The sequence below is a fragment of the Humidesulfovibrio sp. genome, assembly GCF_035560995.1.
In the GTDB taxonomy this organism is placed as follows: domain Bacteria; phylum Desulfobacterota; class Desulfovibrionia; order Desulfovibrionales; family Desulfovibrionaceae; genus Humidesulfovibrio.
The window spans coordinates 1-17,532 of record NZ_DATMYK010000110.1; the positions used below are offsets into that span (position 1 = coordinate 1).

The 17,532-nt window shown below is 66.2% G+C and carries 15 protein-coding genes and 1 pseudogene; 9 read left to right on the forward strand and 7 right to left on the reverse strand.

Annotated elements, in window-relative coordinates:
* Positions 1-195, reverse strand: a pseudogene (locus VN419_RS04260) (DNA polymerase III subunit beta); the annotation flags it as partial.
* Between the two features lie 142 nt (positions 196-337).
* Complete coding sequence (locus VN419_RS04265; protein ID WP_325644790.1) at positions 338-1,552, reverse strand: helix-turn-helix domain-containing protein; 1,215 nt, start codon at positions 1,550-1,552, stop codon at positions 338-340.
* A gap of 423 nt (positions 1,553-1,975) precedes the next feature.
* On the opposite strand from VN419_RS04265, the gene VN419_RS04270 reads away from it, so the two are divergent.
* The 6 genes from VN419_RS04270 to VN419_RS04295 all read left to right on the forward strand — a co-directional run bounded on the left by VN419_RS04270 (position 1,976) and on the right by VN419_RS04295 (position 8,415).
* The gene (locus tag VN419_RS04270) at positions 1,976-2,158 is read left to right on the forward strand and encodes a hypothetical protein (protein WP_325644792.1); all 183 of its coding nucleotides are present in this window, start codon (positions 1,976-1,978) and stop codon (positions 2,156-2,158) included.
* 34 nt (positions 2,159-2,192) lie between these two features.
* Positions 2,193-3,365, forward strand: a complete 1,173-nt coding sequence (locus VN419_RS04275; RefSeq protein ID WP_325644794.1) for a homocysteine biosynthesis protein — start codon at positions 2,193-2,195, stop codon at positions 3,363-3,365.
* Between the two features lie 80 nt (positions 3,366-3,445).
* Positions 3,446-4,615 carry an amidohydrolase family protein gene (locus VN419_RS04280; RefSeq protein ID WP_325644796.1) on the forward strand — a complete coding sequence of 390 codons (1,170 nt, stop codon included), beginning with the start codon at positions 3,446-3,448 and terminating at the stop codon, positions 4,613-4,615.
* Between the two features lie 85 nt (positions 4,616-4,700).
* Entirely contained in the window at positions 4,701-5,669 is a 969-nt protein-coding gene (locus VN419_RS04285) for an aspartate carbamoyltransferase catalytic subunit (RefSeq protein WP_325644798.1), read from the forward strand.
* A gap of 9 nt (positions 5,670-5,678) precedes the next feature.
* Positions 5,679-7,013 (forward strand): dihydroorotase, encoded by a 1,335-nt coding sequence (locus VN419_RS04290; RefSeq protein ID WP_325644800.1) that lies wholly within the window; start codon positions 5,679-5,681, stop codon positions 7,011-7,013.
* A gap of 70 nt (positions 7,014-7,083) precedes the next feature.
* Complete coding sequence (locus VN419_RS04295; RefSeq protein WP_325644802.1) at positions 7,084-8,415, forward strand: HD domain-containing protein; 1,332 nt, start codon at positions 7,084-7,086, stop codon at positions 8,413-8,415.
* Positions 8,416-8,515: 100 nt separating this feature from the next.
* On the opposite strand, the gene VN419_RS04300 is transcribed toward VN419_RS04295, so the two are convergent.
* The 5 genes from VN419_RS04300 to VN419_RS04320 all read right to left on the reverse strand — a co-directional run bounded on the left by VN419_RS04300 (position 8,516) and on the right by VN419_RS04320 (position 13,982).
* Entirely contained in the window at positions 8,516-9,757 is a 1,242-nt protein-coding gene (locus VN419_RS04300; protein ID WP_325644804.1) for a glycosyltransferase family 4 protein, read from the reverse strand.
* An 89-nt stretch (positions 9,758-9,846) separates the two neighbouring features.
* Positions 9,847-10,443: an epoxyqueuosine reductase QueH gene (locus VN419_RS04305; RefSeq protein WP_325644806.1), complete on the reverse strand. Its 597-nt coding sequence runs from the start codon at positions 10,441-10,443 to the stop codon at positions 9,847-9,849.
* Positions 10,440-10,685: a hypothetical protein gene (locus tag VN419_RS04310; RefSeq protein WP_325644808.1), complete on the reverse strand. Its 246-nt coding sequence runs from the start codon at positions 10,683-10,685 to the stop codon at positions 10,440-10,442. The genes VN419_RS04305 and VN419_RS04310 overlap by 4 nt, the downstream gene beginning before the upstream one ends.
* Positions 10,686-10,737: 52 nt before the next feature.
* Positions 10,738-12,180 (reverse strand): Rne/Rng family ribonuclease, encoded by a 1,443-nt coding sequence (locus VN419_RS04315; protein ID WP_325644818.1) that lies wholly within the window; start codon positions 12,178-12,180, stop codon positions 10,738-10,740.
* A 743-nt stretch (positions 12,181-12,923) separates the two neighbouring features.
* On the reverse strand, positions 12,924-13,982 hold the full coding sequence (locus VN419_RS04320; protein ID WP_325644810.1) for a radical SAM protein: 1,059 nt from the start codon (positions 13,980-13,982) through the stop codon (positions 12,924-12,926).
* 126 nt (positions 13,983-14,108) lie between these two features.
* Here VN419_RS04320 and VN419_RS04325 point away from each other — a divergent pair, with 126 nt between their 5' ends.
* The 3 genes from VN419_RS04325 to VN419_RS04335 all read left to right on the forward strand — a co-directional run bounded on the left by VN419_RS04325 (position 14,109) and on the right by VN419_RS04335 (position 17,508).
* Entirely contained in the window at positions 14,109-15,014 is a 906-nt protein-coding gene (locus tag VN419_RS04325; protein WP_325644812.1) for a tRNA (adenine-N1)-methyltransferase, read from the forward strand.
* A 237-nt stretch (positions 15,015-15,251) separates the two neighbouring features.
* Positions 15,252-16,853, forward strand: a complete 1,602-nt coding sequence (locus VN419_RS04330) for a peptide chain release factor 3 (RefSeq protein WP_325644814.1) — start codon at positions 15,252-15,254, stop codon at positions 16,851-16,853.
* Positions 16,846-17,508 carry a 3'-5' exonuclease gene (locus VN419_RS04335; RefSeq protein WP_325644816.1) on the forward strand — a complete coding sequence of 221 codons (663 nt, stop codon included), beginning with the start codon at positions 16,846-16,848 and terminating at the stop codon, positions 17,506-17,508. The genes VN419_RS04330 and VN419_RS04335 overlap by 8 nt, the downstream gene beginning before the upstream one ends.
* Positions 17,509-17,532 lie beyond the last annotated feature (24 nt).

The window sequence follows — 17,532 nt, forward strand, 5'->3', positions numbered from 1 at the left end:
CCCGGGGGTCATCACCTGGGCCGGGTACTCGCCGCAGAACTCCAGGCTGGAATCCGTGGACATGATCTTGAGGCTGCTGCCTTCAGCCTCCATCCAGATGCTGCGCAGGAATGCCGCGCCGGTTTTGGCGGGAATGATGCCCGCGGACTTCTGCAGGCCTTCGATGATTTCGTCGCGGTTTACTTTCACAAACATAGATATTCTCCTTGATGGCTACTATTAGCCGCGCCGTTTTGTTCCAAACAGTGGCAAGCCAGGAATTTCACTTCGTTTATTTCGAACACAGACTGTCGCTTCACAGGAACAGGCTGGTGTTTCACGGGGTCTTGGAACAGCCTTATGCCGGTTGCCGACAACGAAGCTTCAAATCTTTCAACAGTTGTTTCATTTCCTTTTCATCTTCTTGCAATTCATGGATTTTCTTAACGCTGTAAATGACTGTCGAGTGGTCCTTGCCGCCGAAGGAGCGCCCCAGGGCCGGGTAGGACAGTCCCAGCATGTGCCGGCACAGGTACATGGCGATCTGTCGCGCCAGGGCGATGTTCTGCCGCCTGTCCTCGCCCAGAACGTCCTTCTTGCTCACCTGATAGTGCTGGCAGACCGTGTCGATGACCACGTCCACGGTGATCTGCGGCTGGTCGCGCTCTTCGGTGTTGGACAGGATCTGTTCGAAGTCGCGGGCGGAAATGTCGCGGCGCACCAGTTCGCGGAAGGCCAAAAGTTTGATGAGGATGCCGCCCAGGGCCCGGAAGTTCTGGAAGCGCTGGGCCAGGGTCAGCACCTGTTCCTTGGTCAGCGGCAGCTTCTTAGCGCGCACGCGTTCCTGGATGAGCGCCACGCGCACTTCCATGTCCGGCTGCTTGAGGCCGACCACAAGGCCGCCCTCCAGCCGCGAGCGCAGCGAAGGCAGCAGATCCTCCCAGGCCCCGATGCGGTCCTGGCAGGTGAAGACCATCTGCCGCCGGGCGTCCTGGAACTGATTGAAAATCACGAGCAGCTCCTGCTGCAGGCGCTCGTCCCCGGCCAGCCAGTGGATGTCGTCCACCAGCAGGAAGCGGTGCCGGGCGATATGCTCGCGCGCGGCAAAGGTGTCCTGGGCGGAAAGCAGGGCCCTCAAGCCCTCGCCCGTGGTCACCAGGATGTCGTCCAGGGGGTGGGTCTTGGCCATCTCGTTGGCGATGGCCTTGAGCAGATGGCTCTTGCCCGAGCCGGACTTGCCGCAGATGACGAAGGGGTTGAACTGCGCGCCGTCGCTTCTGGCCACTTGGCGGGCGGTCTCCAGCGGGAAGTAGTTTTTGGAGTTGGTCAGAAAGCTTTCAAAGCTGTACTGGGCGTCAAAGGGGAAGGCCAGTTTACGCTGCGGTTTGCGCGCGGCCGCGACCTGATCGCCCGGTGCGCTGTCGGCCTCGGCCGCGGGAGCGCCGCGCCTGGCCGCAGGGGCCACGTAGCGGATGTCGCAGGGGCGGCCCTGGAAGCGGAACAGCTCGGCTTCAAAACGGTCCTGCATGCGCCCGGCGAACCACTGGGCGAAATAGCTGTGCGGAAAAGCCACCCGGACTTCATTTCCGCCCTCGGACAGCGCAATGTCCAAGGGGTCATACCAGCGCTTCAGCTCTTGTTCAGAGCAACTGGCTGACAAATGTTCACGAAGGGCTTTCTTCACGGCCTGGGACGCCTCGCTTTGGCGGTGCAATTTGTGGATAAACATAGAGAATTTCGATGGCCTGAGCGGAAGGTTCCGCAGCCGTCCTGATCACCCCGCTTTGTACCTTAAAACCCTTCCGATGCCAAGCGAATAGCGAGGGCGGGACACGGGAAAAAACGTTGCCTTCCAAAGCGATTTGAGCCATGTTGTGCAGCGCCGGGCCCTGCCTTGTTTTCCACAGAATCCCGGTGAGTTTTCAAGAGTCTTTTCAAACAGGCCGGACGGGAATGGCGTGTGTCTGCGCACCCCTTTTCCAAGCCCGGGGTCAGGATGAGCATCATGAGCGGCACACAGCGCGTCGGCACAGGCGGGCGCACTCTTTTCACCCTGGTGCTGGAGCCCGGCGCGGCCAGCCCGCGCAAGAAGCGCGCCCCGGCAGCCAGGGCACATGCGGACAAGCGGCATAAAGCGCCTCGCTTCCGCCAGGATTATTCAGCAGAAACAGCAGAGTAGCATCGCACTACGCAGCGCGTGAGCGGAGGATTTCATGGCCGGTAAAGCCAAGACCGAAAAGACCATCGCCGAGATCAACGAGCGCATCAAAAAGGGCAAGGCCGTTGTCCTCACGGCCGAGGAAATGGTCGAGACCGTGAAGCGTCTGGGCAAGACCAAGGCCGCCAAAGAGGTCGACGTCGTCACCACGGGCACCTTCTCGCCCATGTGCTCCTCGGGCCTGCTTTTTAATTTCGGGCAGGAGCCGCCGCTCATGCGCGCCTCCCAGGTCTGGCTGAACAACGTGCCCTGCTACGGCGGCCTGGCCGCTGTGGACGCCTTTCTCGGCGCCACGGAGCCCAGCGCCGACGATCCGCTGAACAAGGTGTATCCCGGCCGCTTCGCCTACGGCGGCGGGCACGTCATCGAGGACCTGCTGCGCGGCAAGCCCGTGCGCCTGCGCGCCAAGAGCTACGTCACGGACTGCTACCCGCGCAAGGACCTGGAGAAGGACGTCACCCTGGCCAGCCTGCCCTACGCGCAGCTCCTGAATCCGCGCAACTGCTACCAGAACTACAACTGCGCCGTGAACATGAGCGGCCGCACCATCTACACCTACATGGGCCCGCTGAAGCCGGGCTGCCGCAACGCCAACTACGCCACCAGCGGCCAGCTTTCGCCCTTGTTCAACGATCCGTACCTGCGCACCATCGGCCTGGGCACGCGCATCTTCATGGGCGGCGGCATCGGCTACGTGCTGGGCGCGGGCACGCAGCACAATCCCAAGCCCCAGCGCAACGAGCGCGGCATCCCGCTCTCCGCCGCGGGCACCCTCATGCTCAAGGGCGACCTCAAGGGCATGGATCCCCGCTACGTGCGCGGCCTGTCCCTTGTGGGCTACGGCTGTTCGCTGAACATGGGCGTGGGCATCCCCATCCCCATTCTCGACGAGGACATGGCCTGGTTCACCGGCGTCTCCGACGCGGACATCCAGATGCCCATCAAGGACTACGGCTATGACTATCCCAACGGCATCAACAAGGTTCTGGGCCACGCCACCTTCGAGGAGCTGAAAAGCGGCAGCATCGTGGTCAACGAGCGAACGGCGCAGACCGTGCCCGTGACCAGCTACACCATGTCGCTGGAGATAGCCGAGGAATTGAAGAAGTGGATCCAGGAGGGGAAATTTTTCCTCACCGAGCCGCAGGACAAGATTCCTTCCATGTGATACCGAAAAGGAGGCCGCAAGCCTCCTTTTTTTTGAGGACAAGCCACCGGCACAGAACGCTGAAAGGACCAGGCCAGACCATGCCCGAACTGCTGAGAGCCGCCGCCGCCGCGCCCATGACCCCGAACCTGCCGCCCCTGCTGCAGGACGCCGCCGTCGTGGTCGAGGGCGAGGAGATCCTGGCCGTGGGAACCTACGCAGGGCTGAAGGCCGGGCACAGCGGCCCGGTGCGCGACCTGGGCGACGTGACCCTGGCCCCGGCCACCTTCAACAGCCACGTGCACCTGGAAATGTGCCACCTGCTGGGCCTGACCACCCAGGGCCAGGGCTTCGTGCCCTGGGTCAAAAGTTTGTTGGCTCAGCCCCTGTACGAGCTGGACGCCGCCCGGGTGCGCGCGGAGCTCATGCGCCTGGAGCAGCGCGGCGCGGCCTTCGTGGCCGACATCAGCACCCACAACGCGGCCAAGGTGGGCGAGATCCTGGCGTCCTCCGGGCTCGGCTTCGCGTCTTTCCGCGAGGTCATCGGCAACACCGTGCCCGGGGACGCATCCACGCTGCTGCCGCAGGTGCCGACGGTGGAGCAAGGCGGCCGGGGCGTCATGTCCGTGGCCGGGCATGCGCTGTACAGCACCACGGGCGAGTTGCTCCAGGCCGCAAAAGGCTTTTGCCGGGAGCGCAACCTGCCGTTCTCGCTGCACTTGGCGGAGCATACGGACGAGGATTCGATCCTGTTGCGCGGGGAAAGCCCCTTCCTGGACCTTTTGAAGTCGCGCGGCGTGCTCACCAGCTACACCGCGCCGGGAAAGCGTCCCGTGCCCCTGGCGCGCGATCTGGGCCTGCTCGATGAGGGCACGCTCCTCGTGCACTGCGTCACCGTGACCGAGGCCGACGTGGCGGACATCGCCGCCAGCCGCGCCACAGTGTGCCTGTGCCCGCGCAGCAACGAGCACATCGGCGTGGGCCGGGCCCCGGCCAGGGCCTTCCTCGACGCCGGGGTGAACCTGTGCCTGGGCACGGACGGGCTGTGCTCGAACACGGACCTGGACCCCTACGGCGAAGTGGCGCGCCTGCTGGAGCTGGAGCCCCGGCTTGATCTTTTCAGGGCCCTGGCCCTGGTCACCGTCAACCCGGCGCGCTACTTCGGCCGGAGCATCCCCCGGGCCGCACGCCTGGGAACCCTGGCCCCCGGCCGTTTGGCGCGGTTTTCCATCGTGCCGCAGGCCGTTTTGGACATCTGTTCACACAGGTGACGACCTGCCTTCGCCCCTGCCCCTCCCTCTGGGGGCGCGGCGCGGAGGACAAGCCCGGCGTAGGCCGGGGAGGAAGGAAGCCGACATGCAGTGGAAACACAAAGACCTGCTGGACGTCTCCCAGCTCACGGCCGACGAGGTGCGCCACATCCTGGCCACGGCCGCGTATTTTCGGGAGATCAACAGCCGACCCGTGAAGAAGGTGCCGACGCTCAAGGGGCGCAGCGTGGTGCTCTTCTTCGCCGAACCCAGCACCAGAACCAAGACCAGCTTCGACATGGCGGGCAAGCGCCTGAGCGCCGACACCTTCGCCCTGCAGAAAAGCGGCTCCAGCCTGGTCAAGGGCGAGACCTTGAAGGACACGGCGCTGACGCTCCAGGCCATGAACCCGGACGGCATCGTCATCCGCCATTCGTCCAGCGGCGCGGCGCAGTTCCTGGCCGAGCGCCTGGAATGCAGCGTCATCAATGCCGGTGACGGAAGGCACGCCCACCCCACCCAGGCCCTGCTGGACGCCTTGACCCTTTCCCGCCGCTGGAAGGGCGACTTTGCGGGGAAGACCGTGCTGATCCTGGGCGACATCGCCCACAGCCGCGTGGCCCGGTCCAACGTCATCCTGCTCAATCTGCTGGGCGCCAAGGTGCGCCTGTGCGCCCCGCGCACCCTCATGCCGCCGCGGCTCGACACCTGGCCGGTGGAGGTGTTCAGCGACCTCAAAAAGGCCTGCCGCGACGTGGACTCGGTCATGTGCCTGCGCCTCCAGCTGGAGCGCCAGCAGGCCGGGCTCCTGCCCGATCTGCGCGAATACGCCCGCACCTACGGGTTGTGCGAATCGCACCTGCAATCGGCCGCGCCGGGCTGCTGCGTGCTGCACCCCGGGCCCATCAACCGAGGCGTGGAGATCGGCTCCGCCCTGGCGGACAGCGCCGAGAGCCTGATCCTGGAGCAGGTGGAGAACGGCGTAGCTGTGCGCATGGCCCTGCTCTTCCTGTACCTTACCCGCAAGTCGCCGGATTCCGCCCAGATGATGGGCCAGTCCGGCATGCCCGAATAGGAGGCCGCCATGACCGGGACACAGAAGAAACTCGATTTGGCCGTGCGCGGCGCGCTGTGGTTTGGCCCCGTGAAGGGCAAGAAGTCCAAGAAAGGCGGCCAGCTTGTGGATGTGCTGGTGGCCAAGGGCAAGATCGTGGCCCTGAGCCCGGCGGGCAGCCTTGACCTGCGCGCCACCAAGGAAATCGACGCGGGCGGCAAGGTGCTTCTGCCCAGCCTGACGGACGTGCACACCCACCTGCGCGAGCCCGGCCAGGAGTACAAGGAGGACATCGCCTCCGGTCTCGCCGCCGCAGCCTACGGCGGCTTCTCCAACATTCTCTGCATGGCCAACACCAAGCCTGTGAACGACTCGGCCAGCATCACCGAATTCATGCTCGAGCAGGCCAAGCGAAGCTGGCCCGACGGGCCCCGGCTCTTTCCCATCGGCGCGCTGACCAAGGGCCTGAAAGGCCAGGAGCTGGCCCCCATGGCCGAGCTCAAGGGCGCGGGCTGCGCGGCCTTCTCCAACGACGGCCGCCCGGTGGAAAGCACGGAGCTGTTCCGCCGCGCCATTGAGTACGCCCAGGACCTGGGCATGATCGTCATCGACCACTGCGAAGACCCCTATCTGGCCCCGGCCGCAGGCATGAACGAGGGCGAGGTCTCAAGCCGCCTGGGCCTGCCCGCCCAGCCGGACGTGGCCGAGGCCATCCAGGTGGCGCGCGACGTGCTGCTGGCCGAATACCTGAACGCGCCCATCCACCTGGCGCACATCTCCTGTGAAAAGAGCGTGGCCGTGATCCGTTTTGCGAAAGCACGCGGCGTGAACGTGACCGCCGAAACCTGCCCGCACTATCTGACCCTGACCGAGGACGAGGCCGCAGGCTTCAGCGCAAGCGCCAAGGTCAGCCCGCCCCTGCGCGTGGCGGCCGATGTGGACGCCCTGCTGGACGCCCTGGCCGACGGCGCCATCGACATGCTGGCCACAGACCACGCGCCCCACGCCGCGCACGAGAAGGAAGTGGAGTTCGACGAGGCCCCTTGCGGCATCTCCGGCCTGGATACGGCGCTCGCCACGACGTGGGAGCTGGTGCGCGCGGGCAAGCTGCCCTTCGACGCCTTCATCCGCGCCTGGACCAGCGCCCCGTGCAAGCGCTTCAACCTGCCGCTGAACGCCTTCAACCCTGGCGACAGCGCGGATTTCGTGCTCTTCGACCAGGACGAGCAGTGGGTGGTCTCGGCCGAGACCATGAAGAGCAAGAGCAAGAACACCCCGCTCCTTGGCCGCGCCCTGCGGGGGCGCGTCGCGGCCCATTTCCTTGCGGGCAAAATGGTGGTAGGAATTCCTTCGCCGGGCCTCTAGCCCGCGTGAAGGATCGCGAACCAAGGGCCTCTCCCCCCGCACCACAGCGAGGCCCGCACTCGGAGGATCAATGAGCCAGCCTTTCAAAGACGCCGTGGGTCTGTGCAAGACCATCATGCGCAACGGCTACGACGCCTATGTCATCAACGCCCGGCTGCAGAAGTCCGTCCTGGCGGAGTCCGGGGCCGAACTGGCCATGGACATCAGCACCGAGCTGGACCTGGATGGCCTGAAGCGCCAGTTCCCGAACATCGAGACCTGCAACGAGGAAGGCGTGACCGGCCTGCTGCGCCAGGGTGGCACCGTGTTCTATTTCCACCCCGCGGCGGTGGAGGACGGCGGCCATCCCGAGGAATGCGTGGCCCGGCTGACCCCGCGTCTGCTGAAGCTGTTGCAGGAGCGCGGCGAGATTCCGCTCTCCGCCGCCTGCCCCTACCTGCCCGCCGCGCCGGAGCAGGACCACGGCCTGGTCTTCGACCACGGCGAGGTGCGCATCAAGGGCTTCCCGGACCAGGCGCTGAAGCAGGACTACCTGCTGGCCGTGCGGGCCATGCGTTTCGCGGCCAACTACCACCTGCCCATCGAGCCCAACACCTGGCTGGCCATTGTGCGCGGCGCGCGCCGCGTGCTGGACTACTGCCCCGTGTCCGACATCATGGACGAGTGGCGCAAGGTGGAGGCCGAGAACCTGTACGCCTTCGTGCAGCTGTTGTTCGAATGCCAGATTCTGCACGGCTTCATCCCGGAAATCGCCGCCCTGCACCGCGTGAAGCAGATCAAGAGCCCGGAGGCCGGGGAAGAAACCGTGTTCGTGCACACCATCGACGTGATGCGCCACTACCCGGAAGTGCTGCCCTACGACTGGTACGGCACCCTGGCCTGCATGTTCCACGACGTGGGCAAGCTGTACACGGCGGAATACTCCGACGGGCAGTGGAGCTTTTTGCAGCACCACCGCGTGGGCGCCAAGGTCACCCGTAAGATCCTGAACCGCTTGCACTTCCCGCCCGAGGACATCGACCTCATCTGCACCCTGGTGCGCGACCACATGCGCCCGCACTTCATGCTCACGGACAAGGGCATCCGCAGGCTCATGGCCATCGACGAATACCCGCGCATCCTGGAGATGGTCCGCGCGGACATCAAGGCGCGCGGCGGCTCCTACCGCGAGTTCAATCACAACCTGAAGATGCTGGAGCGCGGCGACACGCCCGAGGAGGCCCTGGAGCCGTTCCTCAACGGCCGCGACATCATGCAGGCCACGGGCCTGAACCCCGGCCCCACGGTGGGCATCATCCGCGACGCGCTTCTGAAGGCGCAGATCGCGGGCGACGTCACCGGCGTCGAGGAGGCCAAGGCTTTCGTGGTGCGCTACGTCAAGGAAGAAGGCCTGGCCAGCTAGCCTGCGCCGATCATGCTGAACGCCAAAAGGGCGGCTGCGGAAACATCCGTGGCCGTCCTTTTTTTGTACCTATTGGAGTCTGTTGTGGATGGGCTTGCGGTCAGGCCGGGGAATCGCTGAGAGAAGCCTGCGAACCGTTGAGCAGGGCCATATACCGGGCTATTCCCTGTTCGATGCCGTAGCCCTGGACAACAGTGGTCCGGGCGTTCTCGCGCAGGGCAGTGAAGTCCCGGGGGCGCGTGAGGGCCTCGGTCACCCGCGCGGCCAGGCCGTCCAGGTCGAAGAAGTCGAAGAGCAAGGCGTTCTCGCCCTGGCGCATCACCTCGGCCACGGGCGGCGTGTTCGAGGCCACCATGAGACAGCCGCAGGCCATGGCCTCCAGGGCGGACCAGGACAGCACGAAGGGGTAGGTGAGGTACACGTGCGCGGCCGAGACCTGCAGAAGCGAGCGGTAGGCCGCATAGGGCAGCTGCCCGGTGAAGACCACGCGCGACAGGTCCAGCCGTCCGCCCACCTCGGCCAGCAGCTTCTCGCGCCAGTTGCGGGCCTCCGCGGGCTTGCGGCCGTAGCTCACCCCGTCGCCGCCCACGATGACGGTTACGGCCCGCGGGTTGCGGCGCTGGATCTCCGGCAGGGCGCGCATGAACACGTGGAAGCCCCGGTAAGGCTCCAGGTGCCGCGCCACGTAGGTCAGCACCGGGTCGCCGGGGGCAAGCACGCGGCCGTCCGGCAGGGTGAAGCGGTCCGCGGGGTCCGGGGCCATCAGGGTGGTGTCGATGCCCTCGTGGGCCACGCTGATCTTGGGCAGATAGGTGGGCGGATGCAGGGAGCGTTGCCAGGAGGTGGGCGAAACGCCGGCGTCGCAGCGCTCCAGGTTCATCAGGTGCAGCAGGTTGCGCGAGGCCAGGGTGGCGGCCAAGTCAAAGCCGGGCTGGCTGCCCTCGGGCCCGGTGTCGAAGCCCACGTCCACACCGCTGGCGTGGTAGTAGAACTCGAACAGCGACACCAGCCGCGCCCCCGGCAGCACGTCCTTCACGTACAGGGCCTCGCCCCAGCCGGGGTGCGCCAGGATGACGTCCGGCTCCGGGTGGCCCTTGCGCCCAAGCTCAAGCAGGGCCTTGGCCACCACCTCGCCGTGCTGCGCGGCCTTGGTGATGGTGCCCAGGTAGCGGTGGCCTGGCTTGGCCTGGACCTTGATGTCATAGCGCAGGGCGGGCACGCCCTTGAGTCCCGGCGAACCCTTGGCCCCCATGCCCAGCACCGAGTGCCCGCGCTGAACCAGATGCCGCGCGATGTGCCGGAACTGGCCCGGGAAATTCTGGTGCAGGATGAGGACGTTCATGTCAGTGCTCTAGCCTGTTTACGCCGTGAAAGGCAACCGAGCGACCCTTGTCGGGGGGGCGGAGGGAGTTCTCGGCTGTTTGGGCGGGGCTAGGTCTTGATGCGGACGGCCTTGCGGTAGCGGTCGTGGGCGGAGAGCAGGCAGCCGCAATAGGGCTGGCGGTAGATCTCCCACTCCTTGGACAGGCGGATGCCCTCGTCCCAGCTGGGGCGGAAGTCTTCGCCCAGAAAGTCGAGGCCCGGCCCGGCATGGCGTACGCCGGCATCCAGGATGGCCTGATGGTTCTGGTACTTGCTGTAGAGCAGGGTGCTGCTGAAGCGCGTGAAGCCCGCCTCCCGCGCGCAGGCCGCGGCGCGCTCCAGGCGCAGATCGTAACACAGGGGGCAGCGGCGGGCCATGTCGGCCATGCCCGCGCCCAGCCCGGCCACGGCGGCCAGCCAGACGTCGGGCTCGGCGTCGGCCGGGTCCTGCTGGTCCGGCAGGATGACGTCCACGCCCAGGCGCTGGGCCACGGCCAGCAGGCCTTCGCGGCGGCGCAGGTACTCCGGCAGGGGGTGGATGTTCGGGTTGTAGAAGTACAGCGTGGGCAGCAGGCCCTGGTCCAGCAGGCGCAGCACGGGCGTGATGCTGCACGGTCCGCAGCAGGCGTGGAGCAGGATGGCGTTGTCTGGCGGCGTGGTATTCACGGCGTTGGCTTTGTTGTTGTGTCTGGTTGTGCTTCTGGAGTGTGTTGCTGGCCTGGGGCTGGCGGCGGCGATTCCCTGGAATCCTCGCTTCTGATCTCGCTTCCGGTCTCACTTTGGGCCGGGCCGCCGGTCAGCGCCCGGGAAAGCTTGCGCAGGTCCGGCGAGCGCGGCCCAAAGCGCTTCAGCACCAGGGCCAGACCCCACAGGGCCACGAAGAACAGCAGGGTGACCAGGGCTTCCATGTGTCTCCCTTTGCTGGGGCTGGCGGCAGATTCTTGCCGCTGCCGGTCCGGCCTAGGGCAGCTTGGGATCGACGACGATCTCCACGCGGGTGTCCACGCGGGCGCCCATCTCCACAAGCAGCTCGCGCTTGTTGTTCAGCATGTAGATGGCCAGCTCCTGGCCCACGGGCACCTGGAGGGGGTTGGGGCAGCCGGGCCTGCGCAGCAGCCGGTGGATGGTCTTCATGGCCTGCATGGCCTGCCATTCCAGGTTGCGGCGGATGCCCGTGCCGCCGCAGCAGGGGCAGGGCTCGGTGGACACGCTGATGGCCGAGGAGCCCAGGCGCTGGCGCACCAGCTCCATGAGGCCGAAGGGCGAGATGCCGGACACGTCGGTGCGGGCGCGGTCGGTCTTGAGCGCCTGGCGCATGACCTTTTCCACCTCGCGCAGGTGCTTGTTGTCCTTCATCTCGATGAAGTCGATGACGATCTGGCCGCCGATGTCGCGCAGGCGGAGCTGCCGGGCGATTTCCAGGGCGGCTTCGCTGTTGGTCTTCAGCGCCATCTTGGCGAAGCTCTGCTCCCCGCCGATCTTGCCGGAGTTGATGTCCACGCTGGTGAGGGCCTCGGTGTGGTCGAACACCAGCCGCCCGCCCGAGGGCAGGGTGACCTCGCGGGAGTAGATCTGCTCCACCTGCTTGGTGAGGCCGAAGCGCTCCCACAGGGTGCGGTCGTGGTCGGTGTGGACCTTGACCATGTCCGGGCTCTTGGGGAAGGCGAGCGCCACGTATTCGCGGATCTGCGCGGCCGTGTCCGGGTCGTCCACCCAGATCTCGCTGACCTCCTGGGTCAGGTAGTCGCGCGCGGCGCGCACGGAAAGCTCCATTTCCTTGTAGACCTGGGCCGGGGCCTTCTCGCTCTGCACCTTTTTGCGGATGTCGCCCCAGAGGCGGTGCAGGTACTTGTAGTCGCGCATGAGCTCGGTCTTGGCGCGGCCTATGCCCGCCGTGCGCACGATGAGCCCCACGCCGTCGGGCGGGGAGATTTGGTCGATGCAGCTCTTCAGGCGCTCGCGTTCCTTCTCGTCCTCGATCTTGCGGCTGACGCCCTGCTGGTCGCGTCCCAGAGTGTACACGAAGTAGCGGCCCGGCAGGGAAAGATAGCTGGTGACAAAGGCGCCCTTCTTGCCCGTGGGCTCCTTCACCACCTGCACCAGCACTTCCTGCCCGGCCTTCAGCACCTTCTGGATCAGCGGGAAGCGCTGGCCCTTCTTGAGCGGGTAGGAGCCCTGGTAGTATTCCGGGTGCACCTCGTCGATCTGCAGAAAACCGTTTCGCTCGGCCCCGTAGTTGATGAACGCGGCCTGCAGGGCGGAATCGATGTTGTGGATGTAGCCCTTGTAGATGTTGCCCTTGGTCTTGGCCTGGTGCAGCATCTCGACGTAGTACTCCTGCACTGCGCCGTCCTCGGTCAGCACCACTTCCACCAGCTCGCCGGGCAGCACGCCGATGAACATCTTCTTGCGCTTTTTCTTGCACTCGGGCGTTTTGCCCTGGGCCTCGGCCTCTTCGGCTTCGCCGTCCTCGCAGTAGTCCTCGGGCGCGCCCATGGCCTCATCCGCCCTCTCGGCCAGTGCGGCGGCTTCCGCCGGTTTGGACTTGCCGCGTCCGCGCCCGCGCCGCGAGCGGCCCTTGGGCTTGGCGTCCTGGCCTTCTGCGCTGGCTTCGGGCCTGGAGTCGCCTTCAGGGGCGCTCGCGCTCGCGCCTTCGCCGATGCCGAAGGCCGCGTCTATGGCCTGGGCTTCGCCGCTGGCTTTTTGGGGGGAGGCTTGCTGGGGTTTGGGCTGGCGCTGGCCAGATTGCTGGCTTGGCTGCTGGGCTGGCTGCTTCGGCTGCTGGGCCTCGGCCTGGTTGTCCTGGGTGTTCACCTGGGCGTCCTGCGGCGCATCGCCCTGAGCGGGCTTGCGTTTGCGGCCGCGTCCGCCGCGTCTGCCGCGCGAGCGCTTCTTGGCCTCCGGAGCCTGCTGGCCTTCGCCCTGGCCCTCTGCGTGGCCCCCGGAATGGCCCTTGGAGTGAAGGGAATCGTCTGTCTGGGATGTGGCCGCCGGGGCCTGCGGGGAATCAGCCTGGCCCGCGGGCCGGTCGTCGTGTGAGTCGGTCATGAAAGAACCTCGGTCCATAGAAAATTGAAGAAATTCGGCCTGCGCGCACAGTGCGGCAGCAGGTCCTGCCTGTGGGGGGCTCCGACTCGGAAGGGCCTCTAGCCGCGCGCCTGATAGTAGACGTCTGCGGCTGGCTGGCCCGTGGCGGCCGCATCCCGGCGGACTTCCTCCGCCAGGCCCTGGGCCGTAAGCTCGGCCAGGGCGCGCGCAACCGTCTCCGGTTCTGCAAGAAGCGCGCTCGCGAGCTGCGCCGTGGTCTGCGGCCTGCGCGTCAAAGAGGAAAGGATGCGTGCGCGGACCTCGGCCAGGGACATGCCCCCCGCATGTTCTTGCCTCTTTTCAGGCCGTCCTGCAAGCCCGGCGCCTTCCTCGCCGTGTTCTTTCGCCTGCTCTTGCCCGTGTTTTTGCGGCCGGGGCGCGGCGCAAGGAGCCAGGGCCGCGCGCCAGCGCGTCAGGGTGGCCGCGTCCACAGGTCCGGCCCAGGCTTCCGTGCCCGGACGCGACAGGGTGGTCACGTCCACGCGGTCCGGTTGCAGTTCATTGCAGTAGGCCGCCAAAAGTTCCAGATTCCGTGCGCTGTCGTTCACGCCCGCAACCAGCAGCACCTCCAGGTACAGCTTCGTTCCGCAGTCCCCCGCCGTCTCGCGCCGGAAGGCCATGATGCCCTCCGCAACAGCCTTGGGGTCCAGCGCCGGGTGCCCCCGGTTCACGCGGGCGAACTCCTCGGCCACCAGGGAATCCAGGCTGGGCAGGATCATGTCGGCCTTCGCCAGTTCCGCGCGCACCTGCGCATCGGTCATCAGGCTGGCGTTGGTCAAAACCGCCACGGGAACGCCGGGCAAGATGTCCCGCACGCCTGCGATGATTTGCGGCATGTCGCTGTTCAGGGTGGGCTCGCCCATGCCGCCCAAGGCGACCGCATCGGGCAGGGGCTCGCCGCGCCGCGCACGCTCCGCCTCCCACTGGCGCAGCTCGGCCAGCAGCGCCGGGGCGGTCACGTAGGGGGCGCGCTTCAGGGTCAGGGTCTCAAGGGGGCCGGATTCGCAATACACGCAGTTCATGGTGCAGACGCGCGCGCCCAGCAGGTCGAGCCCAAGGGAGCGGCCCAGCCGCCCGGACAGCACCGGGCCGAAAACATGACATGCCGCCGCTTCCATTCTCCTGTTCCCCCTTCCGGGCCCAATCTCCCGGCTTGACGCAAACTGGCGCGCCCTGTAGGCCCTGGACGCAATCCACGACTTTCGCGGCGCGGCGCAACCAGCGCCCCCGCACCCGGAGGACCCATGATCGAACCTGGACAGCTCGTGCTGGTCATCAGCCCCAAGGGCAAGCGCTTCATGCAGGTGCTGGATCTCGCCAAGGAGATCCACACCCACGACGGCCGCATCCTCATGAGCGACATCGCCGAGGCGGGCTTCGGCGGCATCGTGCGCTCGCACCTGGGCCACCCCTACCGCGTGCTGAAGCCCACGGTGTACGAACTGATCAAGGGCGTCAAGCGCCAGACCCAGATCATGTACCCCAAGGAGATCGGCTACCTGCTGCTGAAGCTCGGCATCACGCCGGGGTGCCGCGTCATCGAGACCGGCACCGGCTCCGGCGGGCTCACCACCGCGCTGGCCACCTACGTGGGCGATACCGGCATGGTCTACACCTACGAGCGCCGCGAGGAGTTCTACAAGAACGCCGCCAAGAACCTGGCCCGCGTGGGCCTGTCGCACCGGGTCACCCAGCACCTGGCCGACATCGAGGAAACCGGCTTCGAGCAGACCGACGCCGACGCCCTGTTCCTGGACGTGCGCGTGCCCCAGGACGTGCTGCAGCACATTCCGCCCGCCGTGCGCCCCGGGGCCATGTGCGGCTTTTTGCTGCCCACCTGCAACCAGGTGAGCGACCTGCTGCGCGGCCTGGACCAGGGCCCCTTCACCGAGATCGAGGTGCTGGAGATCCTGGTGCGGCGCTACAAGACCGTGGCCGACCGTCTGCGGCCGGAAGACCGCATGGTGGCGCACACGGGCTTCCTGGTCTTCGCCCGCTGCATGGAGAAACCCGAGCCCTTCACCCGCCCGCCAAAGGCCAAGCCCGCCGAAGACGAACTCGTGGACGGCGAGTCCGCTGGCGACGAACTCGACGCAGAAACCGACGAGCTCATCGACCGCAAGGCCGAGGACACCGAAGCGGCGGAGTAGGGCGGCCGGGCGAAAAGCGCTCCTGCGGAGGTGCGCCCCCTCCCTTCCATGATGGTCAATATACGGGCCGGATTCGACACTCCTCGAATCCGGCCTTGTTTTTGCGCGCGAAGGCCCCCCTGCCACCGCCCTCGCGCAGTCCCGCACTTGACCTTTGCCCGCATCTGGGGGAGAGTACCCCGATTTTCTGCGCCCGGTGCGCATACTTTGCCCTGGCGTCCCTCTTTTGGAGCACCCGTGACCGATCCCCAATTCGCCAAAGATCTCGCCCGTGAGGCGAGCCGTCGCCGCACCTTCGGCATCATCAGCCACCCGGACGCCGGTAAAACCACCCTGACGGAAAAGCTGCTGTTGTACGGCGGCGCCATCCAGATGGCGGGCACCGTCAAGGCCAGAAAGGCCGCGCGCTACGCCACCAGCGACTGGATGGCCATGGAACGCGAACGCGGCATCTCCGTCACCAGCTCGGTGATGCAGTTCGAGTACCAGGGCTATGCCGTCAACCTGCTGGACACGCCCGGCCACCAGGACTTTTCCGAGGACACCTACCGCGTGCTCACCGCCGTGGACTCGGCCGTCATGGTCATCGACTCCGCCAAGGGCGTCGAGACCCAGACCCGCAAGCTCATGGACGTGTGCCGATTGCGCGACACGCCAATCATCACCTTCATCAACAAGATGGACCGCGAAGGCCGCGAACCCCTGGAGCTCCTGTCGGACATCGAGGAGAGCCTGGGCATAGAGTGCGCGGCCATGACCTGGCCCGTGGGCATGGGCAAGGGCTTCAAGGGCACCTGGAACATCCTGAAGCAGGAGCTGCACCTTTTCTCCGCCACCCACGGCGGCAAGATCCAGGCGGGCATCGTCATCAAAGGGCTGGACGACCCCCGGCTCGACGAACTGCTGGGCACCCAGGCCGCGGACCTGCGGCGCGACATGGAGCTGGTTGCGGGCGCGGGCTATCCCTTCGACCCCGAACGCTACCTGGCGGGCAAGCAGACCCCGGTGTTCTTCGGAAGCGCCATCAACAACTTCGGCGTGCAGGAACTGCTGAACGCCTTCGTGGACCTGGCCCCCGCGCCGCGTCCGCGCGCCGCCACCACGCGAGACGTGGAGCCCACGGAGCCGGAGTTCTCCGGCGTGGTGTTCAAGATCCAGGCGAACATGGACCCGGCCCACCGCGACCGCATCGCGTTTCTGCGCATCTGCTCCGGGCGCTTCCAGCGCGGCATGAAGCTTCGCCACCACCGCATCGGAAAAGACGTCACCATCGCCAACGCCACCATCTTCATGGCTCAGGACCGCAGCAACGTGGACGAGGCCTGGCCCGGCGACATCATCGGCCTGCACAACCACGGCACCATCAAGATCGGCGACACCTTCACCGAAAAAGAGCCCCTGAAGTTCACCGGCATTCCCAACTTCGCGCCAGAACACTTCCGCCGCGTGATCCTGAAAAGCCCGCTGAAGGCCAAGCAGCTGCAAAAAGGCCTGGCCCAGCTGGCCGAGGAAGGCGCGGTGCAGGTGTTCCGCCCGCTCATGGGCAACGACTACATCCTGGGCGCCGTGGGCGTGCTCCAGTTCGACGTCATCATGGCGCGGCTGAAGGACGAATACGGCGTGGAAGCGCTCTACGAGCCCGCGCAATACAACTGCGCGCGCTTCATCTCCTGCGAGGACAAACGCAAACTGGCCGACTTCGAACGGGCCATGCACTCCTCCCTGGCCAAAGACGCCGAGGACAACCTGGCCTATCTGGCCCCCAGCCAATGGCGGCTGGAGGACACCCAGGAAAAATGGCCCGACGTAAGCTTCAACACCACGCGTGAACATGAATAGAAGATCACCCAAGCCGCCACCGCCGGACCTCTCCTATCTGGCCCCCCTGAAAGAGGGCGCGGAGATGCCGGAGGAGCACAAACGCTCTTTCACAACAGAGGAAATCGGCCTCCTGCCCCTCACCGCCTTCGTGGGCAAGATCATCCTGGTGGAGTGCGACCGCCAGCTGCACCAGGCCATGCACGTGCTGCACGAGGAAGAGGTGCTGGGCTTCGATACCGAGACCCGGCCCATCTTCAAGAAGGGCCAGATACCGCCGCCCGCGCTCTTGCAGCTCGCCAGCCACAAGGACGTGTACATCTTCCAGCTGGCCAAGCTGCAAGACAAGGCCGTGCTCACCGAGCTCCTCGCCTCGCGCCATATCATCAAAACCGGCGTGTCCGTGCGGGACGACCTGAAGGGCCTCAAAAACCACTTCGAGTTCACCGAGCGCTGCTTCGTGGACCTGGGCGAAGTGGCCAAGCGCCTGGGCATGCTGACCCACGGCCTGCGCAACCTCTCCGCCAACCTGCTGGGCGTGCGCATCAGCAAGGGCGCGCAGTGCTCCAACTGGGCGCGCGAGGCGCTGAGCACCAAGCAGATCGTCTACGCCGCCACCGACGCCTGGATCAGCCGCGAACTGTATCTGAAGTTCGTGGAAATGGGCATGTTGTAAGGCGTGGCTGGGGCTCCGCCCCAG